19 protein-coding genes are annotated in these 17624 nt (G+C 41.7%); 16 read left to right on the top strand and 3 right to left on the bottom strand.

Annotation, left to right across the window (positions count from 1 at the left end):
• The first annotated feature begins 123 nt into the window (after positions 1–123).
• Complete coding sequence (locus OW255_RS17710) at positions 124–432, top strand: DUF2834 domain-containing protein (RefSeq protein WP_268114825.1); 309 nt, start codon at positions 124–126, stop codon at positions 430–432.
• The gene (locus OW255_RS17705) at positions 429–1037 is read left to right on the top strand and encodes a TetR/AcrR family transcriptional regulator (protein WP_268114824.1); all 609 of its coding nucleotides are present in this window, start codon (positions 429–431) and stop codon (positions 1035–1037) included. Before OW255_RS17710 ends, OW255_RS17705 begins: the two co-directional genes overlap by 4 nt.
• A 129-nt stretch (positions 1038–1166) precedes the next feature.
• Here OW255_RS17705 and OW255_RS17700 read toward each other — a convergent pair whose 3' ends face one another.
• Positions 1167–2336, bottom strand: a complete 1170-nt coding sequence (locus tag OW255_RS17700) for a M23 family metallopeptidase (RefSeq protein ID WP_268114823.1) — start codon at positions 2334–2336, stop codon at positions 1167–1169.
• Positions 2337–2547: 211 nt separating this feature from the next.
• Between OW255_RS17700 and OW255_RS17695 the strand changes: the two genes are divergently transcribed.
• Positions 2548–3735, top strand: coding sequence for an iron-containing alcohol dehydrogenase (locus tag OW255_RS17695; protein ID WP_268114822.1), 1188 nt, complete (start codon positions 2548–2550; stop codon positions 3733–3735).
• Positions 3736–3805: 70 nt separating this feature from the next.
• Here OW255_RS17695 and OW255_RS17690 read toward each other — a convergent pair whose 3' ends face one another.
• Together OW255_RS17690 and OW255_RS17685 are read right to left on the bottom strand one after the other, a co-directional pair.
• Positions 3806–4102 carry a hypothetical protein gene (locus OW255_RS17690; protein ID WP_268114821.1) on the bottom strand — a complete coding sequence of 99 codons (297 nt, stop codon included), beginning with the start codon at positions 4100–4102 and terminating at the stop codon, positions 3806–3808.
• Positions 4103–4178: 76 nt separating this feature from the next.
• Entirely contained in the window at positions 4179–4988 is an 810-nt protein-coding gene (locus tag OW255_RS17685) for an MBL fold metallo-hydrolase (protein ID WP_268114820.1), read from the bottom strand.
• Positions 4989–5088: 100 nt separating this feature from the next.
• Here OW255_RS17685 and OW255_RS17680 point away from each other — a divergent pair, with 100 nt between their 5' ends.
• From OW255_RS17680 to OW255_RS17620, 13 genes are all read left to right on the top strand, one after another.
• Positions 5089–7026, top strand: a complete 1938-nt coding sequence (locus OW255_RS17680) for a fructose-1,6-bisphosphatase (RefSeq protein WP_268114819.1) — start codon at positions 5089–5091, stop codon at positions 7024–7026.
• A gap of 106 nt (positions 7027–7132) precedes the next feature.
• Complete coding sequence (locus OW255_RS17675; protein WP_268114817.1) at positions 7133–7600, top strand: DUF1700 domain-containing protein; 468 nt, start codon at positions 7133–7135, stop codon at positions 7598–7600.
• Between the two features lie 193 nt (positions 7601–7793).
• Positions 7794–8486 (top strand): C40 family peptidase, encoded by a 693-nt coding sequence (locus tag OW255_RS17670; RefSeq protein WP_268114816.1) that lies wholly within the window; start codon positions 7794–7796, stop codon positions 8484–8486.
• Positions 8487–8619: 133 nt separating this feature from the next.
• Positions 8620–9351 carry a C40 family peptidase gene (locus tag OW255_RS17665; RefSeq protein ID WP_268114815.1) on the top strand — a complete coding sequence of 244 codons (732 nt, stop codon included), beginning with the start codon at positions 8620–8622 and terminating at the stop codon, positions 9349–9351.
• Positions 9352–10650: 1299 nt separating this feature from the next.
• Positions 10651–10974, top strand: a complete 324-nt coding sequence (locus OW255_RS17660) for a hypothetical protein (RefSeq protein WP_268114814.1) — start codon at positions 10651–10653, stop codon at positions 10972–10974.
• A gap of 151 nt (positions 10975–11125) precedes the next feature.
• Entirely contained in the window at positions 11126–11434 is a 309-nt protein-coding gene (locus tag OW255_RS17655) for a rhodanese-like domain-containing protein (protein WP_268114813.1), read from the top strand.
• 69 nt (positions 11435–11503) lie between these two features.
• On the top strand, positions 11504–12052 hold the full coding sequence (yfcE, locus tag OW255_RS17650; RefSeq protein WP_024834983.1) for a phosphodiesterase: 549 nt from the start codon (positions 11504–11506) through the stop codon (positions 12050–12052).
• A gap of 43 nt (positions 12053–12095) precedes the next feature.
• Positions 12096–13223: a THUMP domain-containing class I SAM-dependent RNA methyltransferase gene (locus tag OW255_RS17645; RefSeq protein ID WP_051464584.1), complete on the top strand. Its 1128-nt coding sequence runs from the start codon at positions 12096–12098 to the stop codon at positions 13221–13223.
• Positions 13224–13263: 40 nt separating this feature from the next.
• Positions 13264–14532 (top strand): lectin like domain-containing protein, encoded by a 1269-nt coding sequence (locus OW255_RS17640; RefSeq protein ID WP_416861724.1) that lies wholly within the window; start codon positions 13264–13266, stop codon positions 14530–14532.
• Between the two features lie 24 nt (positions 14533–14556).
• On the top strand, positions 14557–15165 hold the full coding sequence (locus OW255_RS17635) for an XTP/dITP diphosphatase (RefSeq protein WP_024834986.1): 609 nt from the start codon (positions 14557–14559) through the stop codon (positions 15163–15165).
• Position 15166: 1 nt separating this feature from the next.
• Positions 15167–15658, top strand: coding sequence for a metallophosphoesterase (locus OW255_RS17630; RefSeq protein WP_024834987.1), 492 nt, complete (start codon positions 15167–15169; stop codon positions 15656–15658).
• A 159-nt stretch (positions 15659–15817) separates the two neighbouring features.
• Positions 15818–16513, top strand: coding sequence for a response regulator transcription factor (locus OW255_RS17625; protein ID WP_024834988.1), 696 nt, complete (start codon positions 15818–15820; stop codon positions 16511–16513).
• Positions 16500–17534, top strand: coding sequence for a sensor histidine kinase (locus OW255_RS17620; protein ID WP_268114811.1), 1035 nt, complete (start codon positions 16500–16502; stop codon positions 17532–17534). Before OW255_RS17625 ends, OW255_RS17620 begins: the two co-directional genes overlap by 14 nt.
• Positions 17535–17624 lie beyond the last annotated feature (90 nt).

Genomic DNA, 17624 nt, shown 5'->3' with positions numbered 1-17624 from the left:
CAATAACCTGTACCATCAATGATTCGTTATACCGTGAATCGATTGACTTTGGTCTCTGGGAGACGTACAATGAATATAACTTGTTGAACAACAAGTTATATTCATTGTAAAGGATGGTACGATATGAAAAAAGTTTTTATAGGATTCTCAGTTCTTGGCACAATCATTCCATTTACTATCTTTGTTCCGTGGTTGCTTACCAATGGTTTAGATGTATCACTCTTTGTTCGCGAATGGTTCTCCACACCAATCTCAAAATTCTTTGCTGCGGATTTTATTATTACATGGTTGGCCTGGTTACTGTTCCTATTAGCTGACCATAAGAAAAATGACATTAAATTATGGTGGATTCCTTTCGTGGGTAACTTCTGCATAGGGTTATCATTTTCGGTACCATTTTATCTGTTTTTGCGCGAGGACAAAAGACGATGAAAGAGGCCATGCGAGATGCCGAACGTTCCAAAAACAAGATATTAGACTCCGCGGAACAGTTGTTTGCAACAAAAGGATATAACAATACCAGCCTTGTAGAAATCGGTGAATATTCCGAATTATCAAGAGCTACGCCTACTTATTATTTTAAGAATAAAGCTACGTTATATAAAGCGGTGTTGTTACGGTTGATTGATGATGAAAGAGAATTTGTTAAGCGCAGGGATTTATTAGAAAGTGATGATATCGAGGGGCGTATCAAGGATTTACTCTGTACCCATATAGATTTTATATTTAAAAGGCCGACCTATGTTCCATTGATTTGCAGAGAAGCCCTTGATAACAACGGCTTTCTTTTATCCACACATAATTTTATAGCGGTAGTAGAACAGGGGAAAGAACTGATAGAGCTTGCACGGAATCGAGGAATTATCGTCGGCCAAGATAGTGAAAGCATTTTAATGTATTCTCTTTCCATTACCTGGTTTCCTTTTTTGCAGAAAGATTTGATTGCAAAGTCACTTAACATTAATCCTTTTTCAGAGGGTTTTCTACAAAGACATAAAGAATTTGTTGCAACTACTTTCATGCAGAGTCTATTGTAGCATGATTGATAATTCAATAATAATGTCTGATGTAATAAGGGAAACGGTACCCTCTGTCAAGGACAAGGTAAAAGAAGGCGTTGGCTACATGTTAAGTGACCAACGCCTTTTCATATGATATTTTTCCTGTTATTCTTTTTCCTCAGCCACCGGCTCCGGCGGTACAAAATGATCTGGGATCCCGGGGTCTTTCATATCATAAATTCTGTCATATTCTTTGGTCGCCTGATCTTTCAGTGCCTCTGACCGGTTCATGGATAAAAACTTGGTCAGTTCATAGCAGCTGATCCAGATTTCATTGTTCCCTTCCTTCTGTGACTCATCAAAAATAAGCTGAAGGCCAAAATGAAGGTGGGACTGATTGATGTTATTGGTGTTTTCTGTCCGGCTGTAGCCGGTACGCCCCAGATATCCAATGACATCACCGGCAGTTACAATACTTCCCTGTTTTAATGATTTATGATAAGGATAATTTTTTCTCAAATGAGCGTAATAATAATACCGTTTCCCGTCAAAGCTTCGGATGCCAAGACGCCAGCCCCCGTATTGGTTCCAGCCAATGGCCTCCACATATCCGCTTTCCACGGCAATCACAGGAGTCCCTACCTGACCCATTAGATCATGGCCCAGATGCTGCCTTTTAAATCCATAGGATCTGGCAACGCCAAAGTCATCAAAGTCATTATAAGGATATCCTTTGGCAATGGGCGAAAAGCCTTTGAGTCCATATTTTTTCACCCAAACCTTATCCGGGTCAACGGATCCGTCAGGTAAAAGAGCAGGAGTCGCATATAGGGGTGCATTGGCAGAAGGAATCTGAATCTCATAAACCCCTACAAGGCCATCTAAAACAGCGCCATAAGCTTCTCTATAATAATTATAATACTTCATCTTCTCTGTCAGCTCCGCCATGGTCTTTCCAGCTAAAAGCTGTTCCGCCAGTGCATCTAAGTCCTTGGTGGAATACTTTGAAAAGTCCCCACCGTACTTTCCACCCAGATAAGCGAGAAGATCCACCCAGTTTAAATGAATCTCAGACTGACAGGTGTTAACGTCATAGCGGAAGGCTTCCTGCATGGCTCTTGCCGTGACACCAAAATCCACCCACTTAATATATTTTTTCGGTTCTGAAGCAGTTGCTTTTCCGTCCTGATTGATTACGGGAAAGGAAAGACTTCTTACAGGAGAGATGAAAAAAAGAGATACTAAAAGAAAGGTCAGAATTATGACTTCTATGTATATAATCATATGATGCTTTGTTATCTGGGAATAGGTTAAGAATTTTTTGAATGGGTTCATAAATGTTCTCCTTGTCATTCCATAAGAGGTACAAGTGAAAAGGGAAAGAAGCTTTAAGCCTTTCCCATATAAGATATGCGAAGACAGGGAATTATATGACGAAAATCATAAGACACCTTACAGTTGGATTTGAAGTCTGTTCATGTTATAATGGAAGTATGATAAAAAGGTGCGGGAGGGGGAATACCGTACCGGAAAGAGAGGTTAAGACATGAATAATTTTGAATATTGCGTACCCACAAGAGTGCTGTTTGGCCGGGATACCCATAGGCAGGTAGGAACGGTCATAAAAGAATATGGTTATAAAAAAGTACTGGTCCATTTCGGCGGCGGAAGTGTGAAAAAGAGCGGTCTTCTTGATCAGGTGACAGACTCCTTAAAGGAACAGGGAATTGACTTTGTTTTGTTTGGTGGAGTGAAACCAAATCCCACCCTCTCCCTGGCTATGGAAGGTATGGAGCTTTGCAGAAAAGAAGGAATCGACTTTATACTCGCCATTGGAGGCGGAAGTGTACTGGATTCTGCCAAGTGCATCGCTGACGGTGCCTTAAATCCTGAAACAGACCCATGGAAATACTTCTTAAAGGAAGCAGCGCCTAAAAAGGCCCTTCCTCATGGAAATATACTGACCCTTTCTGCTTCTGGAAGTGAGACAAGCTTATCCTGCGTCATTACCAATGAAGATGGAAATTATAAGAGAGGCTTTAACAGTCCGACACACCGCCCTCTCTTTGCTATTTTAAATCCGGAGCTGACATATTCCGTGAATAAGTTCCAGACCGGATGTGGTACCGTAGATATTATGATGCATACTTTGGAACGGTATCTGGGCGGCAATACAAAGGATACTCCATTGACGGACCGGATTGCAGAAGGACTTCTTATTTCTGTCATGGAGGCAGGAGCTGTTGCAGATAAATATCCACAGGATTATGAGGCAAGAGCCACTCTTATGTGGGCAGGAAGCCTTTCGCACAATGACCTTACCGGCCTTGGCAGAGAATATATGATGCAGGTCCATCAATTAGAGCATGAGCTCTCCGGCCTGTATCCCTGTATCGCTCATGGGGCTGGATTATCTGCCTTATTCTGTTCCTGGGCCAGATACGTATGTGAAAAGGATCCCATGAGATTTGCTCAGCTGGCTGTCCGGGTGATGAAGGTTGAGATGGATTTTGAGGCACCTTTAAAAACGGCATTAAAAGGAATCGACCGTCTGGAAGAGTTCTTTGTAAGCCTTGGGATGCCGGTCAGCTTAAGAGAGCTTGATGATGCTGTAAGGGAAGATGATTTTGAATTGATGGCAGAAAAATGTTCCTTTTACGGAACCAGGAGTTTACCTGGAATCATGACTCTTGGAAAACAGGAAATGATGGAGATATACCGAAAGGCATATTAATACTGATTGCCAGGGGGGGCTTGATGCCCCCCTTTTCTATTGATAGATAAATGTTACCGCATCCAATCTTTTATTTGTAGCACCCCATTTTGCAGATGTTGGTTACGTAAGGTCTTGATTTTTCCTTATCTTTTTCCTTATCCTTGCAAAAGGGTTTGAAAATAGATACCATGGTAATCGCATTCTGCGGCGGCCTGGTCATGAAGGTGGAATTGCAGATGAATCGAAAGTTGATTCCGCAGGATTCCTGAGTGGATACCAGATAAGGCTTATAGGTGGTGCCTCTTAGGTCCCTGGTCGCTTCATGAAAAATCACCAGGTCTTTGCAGTTAACGTCACGGTAGAAGGTATAGCCCTGGCAGCCCATACGACGAAACTCCTTTGCGTGTTTTTATGTTATATGATATGCACTGCCGGGGACGAGAGCCACATAGATAGGCTTTTTAAGGCGTCAGAGGAAGGATTTCCTTATCATCTGGAATAAAAAGCCTGCCATTATAATGAGGCGCCCCTTCTTTTCCGTATCGTTCCTTCCGATGTAAAATATCAGAGTCCTCCGTATGCCATAAAATTAAATTTTCTGCATTTAATTCCTGAGCCAGTTCACAGGCATCCTTTACCGTGCTGTGATGCTTTTCATAAGGCTTAAAACGTTCCCTTTCTTCATATAAGCAAAATGCCTCATGTAAGAGCCAGCCGCAGTTTTTTGCATAAGGGAGGCAGGCGCTATTTAAAGGCTCGTCCCCGCAGAAGGTGAGAGTCTTTCCATTTTGTAGGACAGTGGAAAATCCGTATTGCTCTGCCTTTGTTGAATGGATATCAAAAAAGGTCACCTGGTTTCCAAGAATCGTTCTTGTTTCCCCATCATCAACCCCTGTGAGGTGGATTCTTTTTCCGATCAGTTCATAAAATTTCCCCTGTAAGGTCAAACGGCATAGGGTATCAATTACAGATACCAGACGTTTATGGCAATAGATCATAAAGTCCCCTTCGTACTGATTGGACTTCATTCGGGTGCCGATAAAACGAACCATCCAGACCACGCCAAGAATGTGGTCTGTGTGCTCGTGGCTCACAAACAAATGGTGGATATGGGAGAGTTCTACATTCATACTATTTAAGATTCCAAGGATACCGTTGCCGCCTCCGGCATCGATCATAAAGTACTCATCCTCTTTTTTTATGGCAAAACACGTATTATAGCACTTAGACACGGCAGCATTACCTGTACCGAAAATATATAATTGTTCCATCTTTTGCTCCTTTTTCACACGGGGGTTTTCTGTTGTCGTAAAATATGGTACTATATGATTCATACAAATGCAACAGTGTTTCAGGAGAGGAAAGCGTATTATGAGAGATTTGGCATATCTGAAACTGATGTCAAGGGAATACCCGACGATTAAAGCGGCATCCAGTGAGATCATTAACCTGACAGCTATTCAGGGCCTGCCTAAGGGTACGGAATATTTTTTCAGTGATTTACATGGTGAGCATGAAGCTTTTATCCATTTGTTACGAAGTGCATCCGGAATCATCCGGGAGAAGATTACAGAGACTTTTAGCCACATCATGCCGGAAAAAGAGGAAGTGGAACTGGCAAACTTAATTTATTATCCGGAGAAGGTGCTTAATCAGCTGGAATGTCTGGAAGCGGCAGACGATGAGTGGCAGAGAGTGACCATATACCGTCTGGTACAGATATGTAAGATGGTATCATCCAAATATACAAGATCCAAGGTAAGAAAGAAGATGCCTGCGGAATTTGCCTATGTCATCGATGAACTCCTTCATGTGGATTATAATGATGATAATAAACGTGTATACTATAGTGAAATCATACGTTCCATCATAGATATTGAGGTGGGAGACAAGTTCATTGTCGCCCTGTGTGAACTGATTAAGAATTTAACCATTGACAGCCTTCACATCATCGGGGATATCTTCGACCGGGGACCAAGGGCGGATATTATAATGAATGAACTTCTTCATTTCCACGATGTGGATATCCAGTGGGGAAACCACGATATCTCCTGGATGGGAGCCGCTACCGGCAATCTGGCCTGCATCTGCAATGTGCTTAGGATTGCCATCAGCTACAACAGCTTTGATGTCTTAGAGGATGGATATGGAATTAATTTAAGGCCTTTATCCATGTTTGCAGCCAGAGTTTATAAGGAAGATCCCTGTGAGCGGTTCTTCCCTATGACGCTTGATGAAAACATATATGACGCAGTAGATCCCATTCTGGCAGCTAAGATGCACAAGGCCATAACAGTCATTCAGTTCAAGGTGGAGGGGCAAATCATAAAGCGCCACCCGGAATATGAGATGAATGACAGAATATTAATGGAAGCCATTGATTTTAAACAGGGAACGGTAACCGTTGAAGGGAAGGAGTATCCCATGGTGGATACCTTCTTCCCTACGGTGGACCCGGAGCATCCACTGGAGCTTAATAAAGAAGAGGAAGAGCTTCTTCGGGTCTTACAACTGTCCTTTCTTCATAACGGACTGCTTCATAAGCATGTGCGCTTCCTTTATTCCCATGGAAGCATGTACAAGTGCTCCAATTCAAACCTTCTTTATCATGGCTGCATCCCCATGAAGGAAGACGGTTCCTTTGAGGAACTGATGGTAGATGGTAAGGCCTACTGTGGGAAAGCTCTTATGGATTACTTAGACCAAAAGGTACAAAACGCCTATTTCATGCCTGAGGACTCGCCGGAAGGAGCCGATGCCAGAGACTTTATGTGGTATCTATGGTGCGGTGCCAAGTCACCGGTCTATGGAAAAGGTAAGATGACTACCTTTGAGCATTATTTCATCGATGATCCCCAGACCTATAAGGAACCCATGAATCCATATTACCGTCTAAGCGTGAAAGAGGAGTACTGCGATAAGATTCTGGAGGAATTTGGACTGTCCATAGAGGGCTCTCATATCATCAACGGTCACGTTCCAGTTAAAATTAAGGAAGGGGAATCCCCGGTGAAGGCAGGTGGAAAACTGTTTTTAATTGACGGTGGACTTTCCAAAGCCTATCAGTCAAAGACTGGCATTGCCGGTTATACACTTATTTATAATTCCAATCACTTGGCTTTAGCAGAGCATAAACCATTTAACAGAGAACAGGAAAGCACTCCAAAAGTATCCGTCGTAGAACACGTAAAACACCGGGTCATGGTGGCTGATACAGATAAGGGAGCAGAGCTTGCCGGACGGATATCAGATTTAAAAGAACTGGTGGCAGCATACCGGGAAGGCATTCTCAAGGAAAATGTAGAATAGCATTCCAACGAATTTTTTAATAATTATTTCAGATAAGGTTTATTTACGAAGCTTCCCCCGGATGGTACAATGGTCAGAGTGATTTACTTATAAGAAGGAGGCTCAGATGAGCAAACAGGAATTTTTACAGCGCCTAAGGGAAACTCTAACCGGTGAGGTCCCTGGAAACGTAATTGAGGACAATATCAGATTTTATGACGAATATATCAGTACGGAAGTAAATAAAGGTTCCATGGAAGATGAGGTAATTGCATCCATCGGAGATCCAAGGCTGATTGCCAAGACCATCATGGAAGCCAATGAGAATGCATCAGCTTCAGGAAAGTCTTATTACGAATCCTACACTGGGTCCACACGTAACGTTTATGAAGATCAGGAAGATACTGGACATGGTATGCATTACATTGATCTTAGTAAATGGTACTGGAAGGCCCTTGCTTTGGGAGCTTTGATCCTTGTATTCTTTCTGACAGCGACCATACTGACTGGAATTTTCAGCCTTTTAATGCCTCTTTTAGGACCGTTGTTCCTGGTTCTTTTAATACTCTGGTTTTTCAGAGGAATGAAACGATAATGTCAAATATTGTTAACAATTCCAATGAAATATTACAAAAGTGTAACGGCAGTTGCGACGTGAAAACGTCACAACTGCCGTTTTTGCTTGACAAAACCGAGAGTTAAATATATAATCGAAAATGTAACAATTATGTAACATTTGTTTTTCGGCTGTTTTTTGGAGTCAGGAAAGGAACTACAGGAGAATCTATATGAAGAATAAAATGTGGAAGGCGTTTGGGCTCTTAGGGCTGCTTTGTGGACTTGGTCTGGCTACTCCGGCTAAGGTTCAAGGAGCAGAGATTGCAGTGGAAACCAGCACAACACTTTATGCAAAGATCGATGTGCCTGTTTCAGTTTTAAATACTGCCAATCCCTCAGGAAGCATACTTTCCAATGCGGAGGAAGGAAAGACTTATGAGGTCATGGAAGCACCAAAGGATGGCTGGGTGAGAATCAAGGTTCCCCAGGGAGAGGGCTACATAAAAAGCAGCTCTGCTACCTTGATTGAAAAGGCTCAGGAAAAGGTGGACAAGTCCGCCCTAAAGCGCCAGGAGGTAGTAGATTACGCACTTCAGTTCGTTGGAGGCCGCTACGTATACGGCGGAGTCAATCCCAATACCGGAGTGGATTGTTCCGGCTTTACCAGATACGTACTTGGGAAGGCTGGCGGTGTTAGTATCAGTCGCAGCTCCAGATCCCAGTCCGCGGAAGGACGGACGGTCAGCTACGAGAATGCCCGTGCAGGAGATCTGGTATTTTATGGTAAAAATGGGTCGATTAACCACGTCGCCCTATATATGGGAGACGGCCGTGTGGTCCACGCTTCTACAGAAAAGACAGGAATTATCGTAACAAACGTCATGTATCGCAAGCCTGTGAAATTTGTTAGTGTTTTGAACTAAAAAATTAAGGTATTTGGTGCAGTTTTAAATAATACTTGACGAAAAGATAAAATAAATGTATAATAACCGTAATGAATTTAATAATTACGTAACATTTGAAAACCAAAAAGTAAAAACAGGAGCAAATTTCCCGATGATGAAAAAAACATGGAAAACGTTAGGCCTTATGGCTTTCTGCAGTGCAATTGTAATTGCTAGACCTTCAGATGTAAGAGCAGATGAGATATCCGGTCCAGGACTTAGTTATGGAAATTATTTAGTAACTGTTGATTCAGATAAAGTTACAATCAGCAAAGATGAAGATGGACAAGAAGCTTTGATGACCGCAACCAAGGGCGCTTCCTTTCAGGTGATGGAAGACATGGGCGATGGAACAGTCAAAGTTAAGGTTAATGATACATACGGCTATTTGCCGGTAGATGGCAATGCAACCGTTACTCAGACAGATGAAAGCACTCTGGCAGCACTGGAAGTTAAGAATAAGGAAGATGTAGCTGTTGATTTCAGACAGAGCATTGCAAATTACGGTTTACAGTTTGTAGGCGGACGTTACGCTTATGGCGGAACTGACCCAAGAACGGGAGTTGATTGCTCCGGTTTCACAAGATATGTATTACAGCATGCGGCAGGAATTAATTTAAGCCGTTCCTCAGGCGGACAGGCCACTCAGGGAAGAGCCATCAGCGCAGATCAGATGCGCCCAGGCGATCTGCTTTTCTACGGAAGCGGCAGATCCATCAACCACGTTGCCATGTACATCGGCAATGGACAGGTTGTACATTCTTCCACATACAGCACAGGTATTAAGACTTCCCCATGGAATTATCGGACACCTGTGAAAATCGTCAATGTAATCGGCGATTAATGAATAAGCGGATAACGGATTTTAGATAAGGGTATAGGACCTTCGGCATGGGATTGCCGAAGGTCTTTGTTTTGTATCATTAATTAAAAGGTTGTTTATTTTTTCATCAAAGATATTATTAAGGGAACTATGAAGTTAAGCATCCGGTCAAAATTTAATATATCCTGATATTAGATCAATATAAAGGCTCTTACCAATGCCAGATATTTTTGGTGATTATCTTCTCTCATATAAGAAAAACCAATTATAATAGATCTCCTATCAATAATAATGGAGGAAAGAATATCAATATAGATATCTTCTGAAGAAATGAATTGAGTTATTATAATGAACCGATTGTTCTGTTAATCTTCTGCAACATACCTATTAATAAAAAAGTTTATGATTCGAAGAAATGGCAGCATTATAAGCAGTAATAGGATATTAAATCTGCTTTGTTTAAAACAATTTTTGAATTATTATTTTTTTTAGATATAATATAATAAAAAAATTATATATGGAACAAAAAATACAGGGCTTTCCATTCATTATAAAAATGATATTAGCTGAAATAACGTTAAAGTATTTTATCAATAATTCAATTTCATAGGCTCTGGCAAATTGCAGAAATATAAAGACTCAAGAAAAAAATCCATACTTTCTCTAAGCAATATGCCTTCTTCTACTGTTAAATAACAAAGAGAGCAGGGGCGGCGAGTATAATATGAAACAGCATCTGATATTTCATAACGGTTTTTTCAAATGAAGCGAATCCTCTACTTATGTTAACGCATGCTATTATTATAGTTTTTGTTTAAACGATATCTGTAGTTCATTCTTATTATTATCCTTTCATAGATCTTTCCACCAAGTTAACAAAATATAAAACAGATATCTTTTATTGTTTTTTTAAATGATGGAAGATACCAGCAATCTTTCAATAATAAATCTATGAATGGGATATGCTAACGTTGATAATCTTTATTGATAATTGTTTTGCTTTAAACCAAATGAAAACAGCCAGGATAGGGGAGCTATCCGGCTGCTTTCGAGGGGAGTATAAATAATTAATAAGGATGAGGATATATCTCCTCAATTCAATTATAATATAGCCAGAATGAAATTGCAAAGTTAATTTTTATTAAGTATTTATAAGGATTTCTATATTATAAAAAAAATAGGGGTCTCCTCTCTGAGATGCTCATAAACAGAGAATAATTAAATTTTTGACAATTTTTTTAAATTAGAAATAAGTATAATCTGTCCTGTTTCCGCCATACTAGTTCATGTAACAAACAACACCTACAGGAGGTAAATACAATGTCTAGAAATAACTACAATGATATGGACAACTCTTCAAGAAACAACAACCAGAACAACAACCAGAACAAGAGCCAGAATAACAACCAGAACAAATCACAGGACAAGATGCAGGATAAGATGAACAACAACACAAGCCGTGATTCTTACCGTGACTCTTACAACAACACAAGCCGTGATTCTAGCAGAGATTCCAGCCGTGACTCTTACAACAACACAAGCCGTGACTCCAGCAGAGATTCCAGCCGTGACTCCAGCAGAGACTCCAGCAGAGATTCCAGCCGTGACTCTTACAGAGACACAAGCCGTGACTGCAACAAGTAATTATTTCTGATTTTAAGAAAAAACGAAAAAAGGCGTGGGAAAGAGACATGGTGTTCTTTCCTGCGTTTTTTTCGTATCCAGGCTCATCCTCTAAAATTTTCGCAAACCGCAAAATCTGGAATATATTATTATAGAAAGGACAGGTGATAATATGTTCCAGACCATCCCCATTTGGGAAATTGATAATTATATTGATTATAAGGATAATATCATGATTATAGATCTTCGAAACAGGCAGTCCTATCAAAAAGCCCATATTCGAAACGCAGTTAACTATCCCTACGAAGAAATGGACCGTTGGATCGGCTCCCTGCCGAAGGATAAACTTTTAATTTTTTACTGTGCCAGAGGCGGGCAGAGCATGATGGTCTGCCGGAATCTGGAGCCATATGGATATCATGTGGTCAACATTGCCAATGGAATTGCTTACTATCGGGGAAAATATATGGTATGGGGTTAGGTAAATTCATTGACAGAAATATCCCCTAGCTTTAAAATATATCTATTATATACAGAAGGAGAGTAAATTATGAAATATATGATTGCTTCTGACATTCATGGGTCAGCCTACTACTGTGGGCTCCTGTTAGATGAATATAGAAAGTCCGGTGCCAGCCGGCTGATTTTGTTAGGGGATATTTTGTATCATGGTCCCAGGAATGACCTTCCAAGGGATTACGATCCGAAAGCGGTCATTTCTATGTTAAATGGCATAAAGGACCAGATCTATAGTGTGAGAGGAAACTGTGACACGGAAGTAGATCAGATGGTACTGGAATTTCCGGTACTGGCAGATTATGGACTGTTGGTAGTAAACGGTCTGACAATCTATCTCACACATGGTCACATCTATCATAAAGATCATCTGCCGCCGGTACAAAAGGGAGATATTCTCCTTCATGGCCATACACACATCCTGACTGCAGAGCGGGAAGGAGACATTACCATATTAAATCCCGGTTCTGTATCCATTCCAAAGGGCGGTAATCCGCCAACCTATGGAATACTGGAAGAACAGGTATTTCGTATCCTGGATTTTGAGGGAAATGTACAAAAAGAAATAGACTTAGGAGAATAAGGTGAAAAGAACATTTGAATTGATCGCACCCTGTCATTTTGGCATGGAAGCGGTATTAAAAAAAGAAATAACAGATTTAGGATATGACATTACAACCGTTGAAGATGGAAGAGTGACATTTATTGGTGATGATGAAGCCATCTGCCGGGCAAATATCTTTCTTCGTACCGCAGAGCGTGTGCTTTTAAAGGCAGGCACCTTTCATGCGGAATCCTTTGAGGATCTTTTTCAGGGAACAAAATCCATTGCCTGGGAGGAGTATATTCCCCAGGACGGTAAATTCTGGGTTGCCAAGGCTTCCTCAATAAAGAGTAAGCTGTTCAGTCCCTCTGACATTCAGTCCATCATGAAAAAGGCAATGGTGGAACGAATGAAAAAGTCTTACGGTGTGGAATGGTTCGAAGAAAAAGGAAGCTCTTATCCTATCAGAGTATTTCTTTACAAAGATGAGGTAACTGTGGGAATCGATACCACAGGAGATTCTCTTCATAAGAGAGGCTACAGAACCCTTACCAGTAAGGCTCCTATTACAGAGACTCTTGCAGCAGCCCTCATTATGCTGACTCCATGGAATAAGGATCGTATTTTAGTGGACCCGTTCTGCGGTAGCGGTACCTTTTTAATTGAAGCGGCTATGATGGCTGCGAATATGGCTCCTGGCATGAATCGTTCCTTCCTTTCCGAAGACTGGAAGAATCTGATTCCAAGAAAATGCTGGTACGATGCTATGGATGAAGCCAATGATCTGGTGGATCAGGATGTAAAAGTAGATTTACAGGGATATGATATCGATCCTGAGATCATAAAAGCAGCAAAATCCAATGCAGCCTCTGCAGGCGTAGAGCATATGATCCATTTCCAGCAAAGACCAGTGAATGCATTAAGCCATCCGAAAAAATATGGATTTGTCATCACCAACCCGCCTTATGGTGAGCGAATTGAAGAGAAAAAGAATCTTCCTGAGCTCTACCGTCAGATCGGCGAGCGTTACAAAGCCCTTGATGCCTGGTCCCTGTATATGATCACGGCCTATGAAGACGCGGAAAAATACATTGGAAGAAAAGCAGATAAGAACCGTAAGATCTATAACGGTATGATGAAGACCTATTTCTATCAGTTTATGGGGCCAAAGCCTCCAAAAAGAAAAACAGGAGATTCGGTTGAAAATTAAAAAATGGATTGCCGTCATTTTTTTCGCAGTCTGTAGTATCGTGGGATGTCAATACAAAACTCCCGAACAACCAGAAGCAGGAAAGGTGACGGAATATAACGGTGCCCTTCCTGCCTCCTATGATGGGAGAAAAAAGGGCAGGGTGCCAGCCGTTAAAAACCAGGGAAACCTTGGAACCTGCTGGGCCTTTGCCTCCCTTCAGGCACTGGAGGCCAGCCTGCTGCTAGGAGAATCTAAGGATTTTTCCGAAGACCATATGTCCCTCGGGAATGGTTTTTCCATCCCTCAGGAAGAGGGCGGTGAATTCACCATGTCTTTAGCTTATCTCCTCTCCTGGAAGGGACCGGTTCTGGAAGAACAGGATCCTTATGGAGATGGCGTTTCTCCAAAGGGATTAAAAGCGGTCAAGCATGTCCAGGAAGTTCAGATGATTCCCGGTAAGGATTATGAAAAAATAAAACAGGCGGTTCTACGCTATGGCGGGGTACAGAGTTCCCTATATACCTCCATGACCGATGAAAACAGCCGTTCCGCCTCCTACAATGAAAAGGCATATGCGTATTGCTATATTGGCTCTGAGCCTCCAAACCACGATTCTGTAATCATTGGCTGGGACGATCATTATCCCAAGGAGAATTTTAATGAGCCGGTGAACGGAAACGGGGCATTTATTTGTTTGAACAGCTGGGGGAAAGGCTTTGGAGAGCAGGGCTATTATTATGTGTCATATTATGATTCCAATATTGGAATGAATAATCTGGTATATTCCCTGACGGAAGATACGGACAATTACAGCCATATCTACCAGTCTGATTTAAGAGGCTGGGTAGGACAGCTGGGGTATGGAGAAGATACCATCTGGATTTCCAATGTTTACGAAGCAGAAGGTGATGAGGCTTTGTCTGCAGTTGGCTTTTATGCAACAGCTAAAAACACCTCCTATGAAATATATGGAGTGGGGAAGGTAAGTGACGAGGCTGCGATCGTAAGCGGCGGGGATTTCGACCGGAAGGTGCTGTTAGCAAAGGGGAGCTTTATCAATGCCGGTTATTATACGGTTCCTGTTACCGGCAGCTTAAAGGAAGAGCAAAAGCTTAATAAGGGAGAACGATTTGCGGTTATGGTAAAGATCACCACACCAGATGCCATTCACCCTGCAGCCATCGAGTATGATACAGGAGATGGGCGAACCCTTGTGGACTTATCTGATGGGGAAGGCTATTTAAGCCCCGATGGCAATCACTGGGAGCGGGTGGAGAAAAAGCAGGACTGCAATCTTTGCTTAAAAGCGTATACGACAGACCGATAGGGCTGGTGATAAAGGAGAGTATCAATGAACGAGGATAAGATAATTTTTGCAACTGGAAACGAAGGAAAGATGAGGGAGATCCGGGAGATTTTAAAGGACCTGGGTATGAAAATCCTTTCCATGAAAGAGGCAGGAGCTGATCTTAACATAGTAGAAGATGGTTCCACCTTTTTGGAAAATGCAGAGATTAAAGCCAGAGCTGTATGGGAAAAGACAGGAGGCATCGTACTTGCTGATGATTCCGGTCTTGTCATTGACTGTTTAAACGGAGAGCCGGGAATTTATTCTGCCAGGTACATGGGAGAGGATACCTCCTACGAGATTAAGAATCAGAATCTCTTAAACCGTGCGGCAAAGGCCAGAGGAGACGAACGAAGCGCCCGGTTTGTCTGCAGTATAGCGGCAGTTCTGCCAGATGGAAATGTGCTTCATACAGAAGAAACCATGGAAGGAATTTTGGCGGACAACCCTGCAGGAGAAGAGGGCTTTGGATACGATCCCATTTTTTATCTGCCTGAGTTTCAAAAAACAGCGGCAGAGCTTACCATGGAAGAGAAAAACAAGATCAGCCACCGGGGTAAGGCACTGGATGCGATGAAATGCAAGCTTATGGAATATTACGGGAGGAAGTAGGATGAAAGTACTGATCGTCAGTGACACTCACAGAAAAGATGACAGCCTCTATAAGATTATTACAGAATCCGGCCCTTTTGATATGCTTATCCATCTTGGTGACTCGGAAGGAAGTGAGGAGAAGATTACCGGCTGGGCAGGGGAAAACTGTCAGGTCCATATGGTTCTTGGGAACAATGACTTTTTTTCCGATCTTGACCGGGAAAAGGAGATTACTATCGGTAAATACAGGATTCTTTTAACTCACGGTCATTATTACAATGTTTCTCTTGGCGTGGAACGTCTGGAGCTGGAGGCCAGGGAGAGGAATCTTGATATCGTTATGTATGGTCACACCCACCGTCCGTTTTATGAGGTACATAACGGAGTTATCGTTTTAAATCCAGGCAGCCTGTCTTATCCAAGACAGGAGGGGCGTAAGCCATCTTATATGATCATGGAAGTGGATGAGACGGGTGAGGCCCATTTTACCCTAAATTTCCTGGGAGCTTAAGAAAGGAGAGAGATAACTGGAAATACCGCTTATTGCCGGATCTGGCATAGTAGTGTTTCGGTTGTCTCTTTTTTAATTGTGTAAAATGGTTCACATTTTTTTACTTTCGTTCAACCTTTTGCAGATATAATGTATATTAACTTTTAAAGGAGGGCATGTATGGTTACAATTCTTATCGTAGAAGATGATCAGATGGTACGTCTTTTAACAAAAACAAAACTTAGTCACCTATATAAAATAAAAGAAGCTGCTGATGGCGAAGAAGCGTTAGAAGTTCTCGACCACGTACATGTTGATCTACTCATTGTGGATATTCAAATGCCAAACATGAATGGATATGAGTTGGTACGTGCCCTGCGGGATGTGGGTGATATGACACCAGTCATTATGCTGACGGCGATGAATACCTTTACACACAAAAAAGAAGGATTTGCATCCGGCGTAGATGATTACATGACAAAACCCATCGACTACGAGGAACTTATTTGGCGTATTAAGGCACTGATGAGGCGAGCACAGATTGCTAACGAAAACCGTATCGTTATCGGTGGTTTTACTATGGAACAGAACACTTTATCAACTCAGTATAACGGCGAAACGATCTCGTTGACAAACAAGGAATTCAACCTGCTGTACAAGTTTCTCTCCTACCCCAATGTGGTATTCACCAAACAGCAGCTAATGGACGGGATTTGGGGATGTGATTCTGAGACAGAGTACGATACTATTAAAACCTACATCAGCCGCCTGCGCAACAAGCTTTCGATGTGCAGAGAATTCGAGTTGGTATCCATTCGCGGACTGGGATATAAAGCTGTCATTCATAAGATAGGAGGCAGCCATGAAACAGTATAAAAAAGAATCAACCTTTAAACTGATTCAATTTAAGTGGGTTTTCGTTGCAGACTCAATCGTAGTTGTTGGTGCTGTGATGGCCTATGGGCTTATTGCTACATGCTGGCTTGGCATGAATTCGGAAAATGCGCTTTCTATGCTGGCAATCATACCACTTATGATTCTTGCAGTCAGTTTGGGAACGGTTTTCACACTGCGGTCTGTTCGCAGAAAAATGGATGATCTGTTAATTGGTATAAAAGAAGTATCCAATGGCAATCTGGACGTACAGCTAGACTGCAAAAAGGCAGATGAATATGCACCAATCTATGATGGGTTTAATCGTATGGCAGCAGAGCTTAAAAATACAAAAACAGAAATGCAAAACTTTATCAATGATTTTTCACATGAATTCAATACACCTATTACTTCAATTTCAGGATTTGCACAATACCTTATTGACACAGGAGATGACATAGAAAACACGGAACGCAATCAATATCTTCAGATCATTGCCGATGAATCTCTTCGTTTGTCCACCTTGTCGCAGTCCACACTTCTGCTTTCCAAGGTGGAGGCCTGCGAAATTATCACCGAAAAAGAAGCATACAATTTATCCGAACAAATAAAGCGGTGTGCTATCCTGCTGCTGCCGAAAATTGAACAGAAGAAGATAGAGCTGGAACTGGATGTAGACGATATTTGTTATGTGGGCAATGCGGAGCTGATGGAACAGGTATGGATTAATGTTCTTACTAATGCCATTAAATTCACCCCTGAACATGGGGAAATTAAAATAGCCGCAAAGTGTACCTCTAATGAGATTACTCTTAAATTTTTCGACAGCGGTATAGGTATGGACGAAGAAACCGCCGCACATATTTTTGAAAAATATTATCAGCACGATACTACCTCTGCCGTAAGAGGCAGCGGTATTGGCCTTTCCATTGTTTCCCGCATTATTACTCTTTGTGGGGGTAGCATTTGCGTAGAAAGTAAACCTCAAGAGGGAAGTACCTTTTTAATCACGTTACCCATCTAAGGAATGGAAAAAAAAGCGTAAATCAGACGTATGTTTGGTTTACGCTTTTTTTCTTTCATAATTTTTGCTTTTTTTACTTTCGTTCAACCT

This window comes from Lacrimispora xylanolytica (genome assembly GCF_026723765.1).
GTDB lineage: Bacteria > Bacillota > Clostridia > Lachnospirales > Lachnospiraceae > Lacrimispora > Lacrimispora xylanolytica.
Note: the sequence above shows the minus strand (reverse complement) of the source record. Positions and strands in the feature narration are given on the sequence as shown.

Bases quoted from the DNA above. Each gene is read 5' to 3' on its own strand.
- OW255_RS17655 (WP_268114813.1), top strand. From the start codon at position 11,126: ATGTTCCAGACCATCCCCATTTGGGAAATTGATAATTATATTGATTAT.
- OW255_RS17695 (WP_268114822.1), top strand. From the start codon at position 2,548: ATGAATAATTTTGAATATTGCGTACCCACAAGAGTGCTGTTTGGCCGG.
- OW255_RS17665 (WP_268114815.1), top strand. From the start codon at position 8,620: ATGATGAAAAAAACATGGAAAACGTTAGGCCTTATGGCTTTCTGCAGT.
- OW255_RS17620 (WP_268114811.1), top strand. From the start codon at position 16,500: ATGAAACAGTATAAAAAAGAATCAACCTTTAAACTGATTCAATTTAAG.
- OW255_RS17680 (WP_268114819.1), top strand. From the start codon at position 5,089: ATGAGAGATTTGGCATATCTGAAACTGATGTCAAGGGAATACCCGACG.
- OW255_RS17660 (WP_268114814.1), top strand. From the start codon at position 10,651: ATGTCTAGAAATAACTACAATGATATGGACAACTCTTCAAGAAACAAC.
- OW255_RS17670 (WP_268114816.1), top strand. From the start codon at position 7,794: ATGAAGAATAAAATGTGGAAGGCGTTTGGGCTCTTAGGGCTGCTTTGT.
- OW255_RS17645 (WP_051464584.1), top strand. From the start codon at position 12,096: ATGGAAGCGGTATTAAAAAAAGAAATAACAGATTTAGGATATGACATT.
- OW255_RS17635 (WP_024834986.1), top strand. From the start codon at position 14,557: ATGAACGAGGATAAGATAATTTTTGCAACTGGAAACGAAGGAAAGATG.
- OW255_RS17675 (WP_268114817.1), top strand. From the start codon at position 7,133: ATGAGCAAACAGGAATTTTTACAGCGCCTAAGGGAAACTCTAACCGGT.
- OW255_RS17625 (WP_024834988.1), top strand. From the start codon at position 15,818: ATGGTTACAATTCTTATCGTAGAAGATGATCAGATGGTACGTCTTTTA.
- OW255_RS17685 (WP_268114820.1), bottom strand. From the start codon at position 4,988: ATGGAACAATTATATATTTTCGGTACAGGTAATGCTGCCGTGTCTAAG.
- OW255_RS17700 (WP_268114823.1), bottom strand. From the start codon at position 2,336: ATGAACCCATTCAAAAAATTCTTAACCTATTCCCAGATAACAAAGCAT.
- yfcE (WP_024834983.1), top strand. From the start codon at position 11,504: ATGAAATATATGATTGCTTCTGACATTCATGGGTCAGCCTACTACTGT.
- OW255_RS17630 (WP_024834987.1), top strand. From the start codon at position 15,167: ATGAAAGTACTGATCGTCAGTGACACTCACAGAAAAGATGACAGCCTC.
- OW255_RS17690 (WP_268114821.1), bottom strand. From the start codon at position 4,102: ATGGGCTGCCAGGGCTATACCTTCTACCGTGACGTTAACTGCAAAGAC.
- OW255_RS17710 (WP_268114825.1), top strand. From the start codon at position 124: ATGAAAAAAGTTTTTATAGGATTCTCAGTTCTTGGCACAATCATTCCA.
- OW255_RS17705 (WP_268114824.1), top strand. From the start codon at position 429: ATGAAAGAGGCCATGCGAGATGCCGAACGTTCCAAAAACAAGATATTA.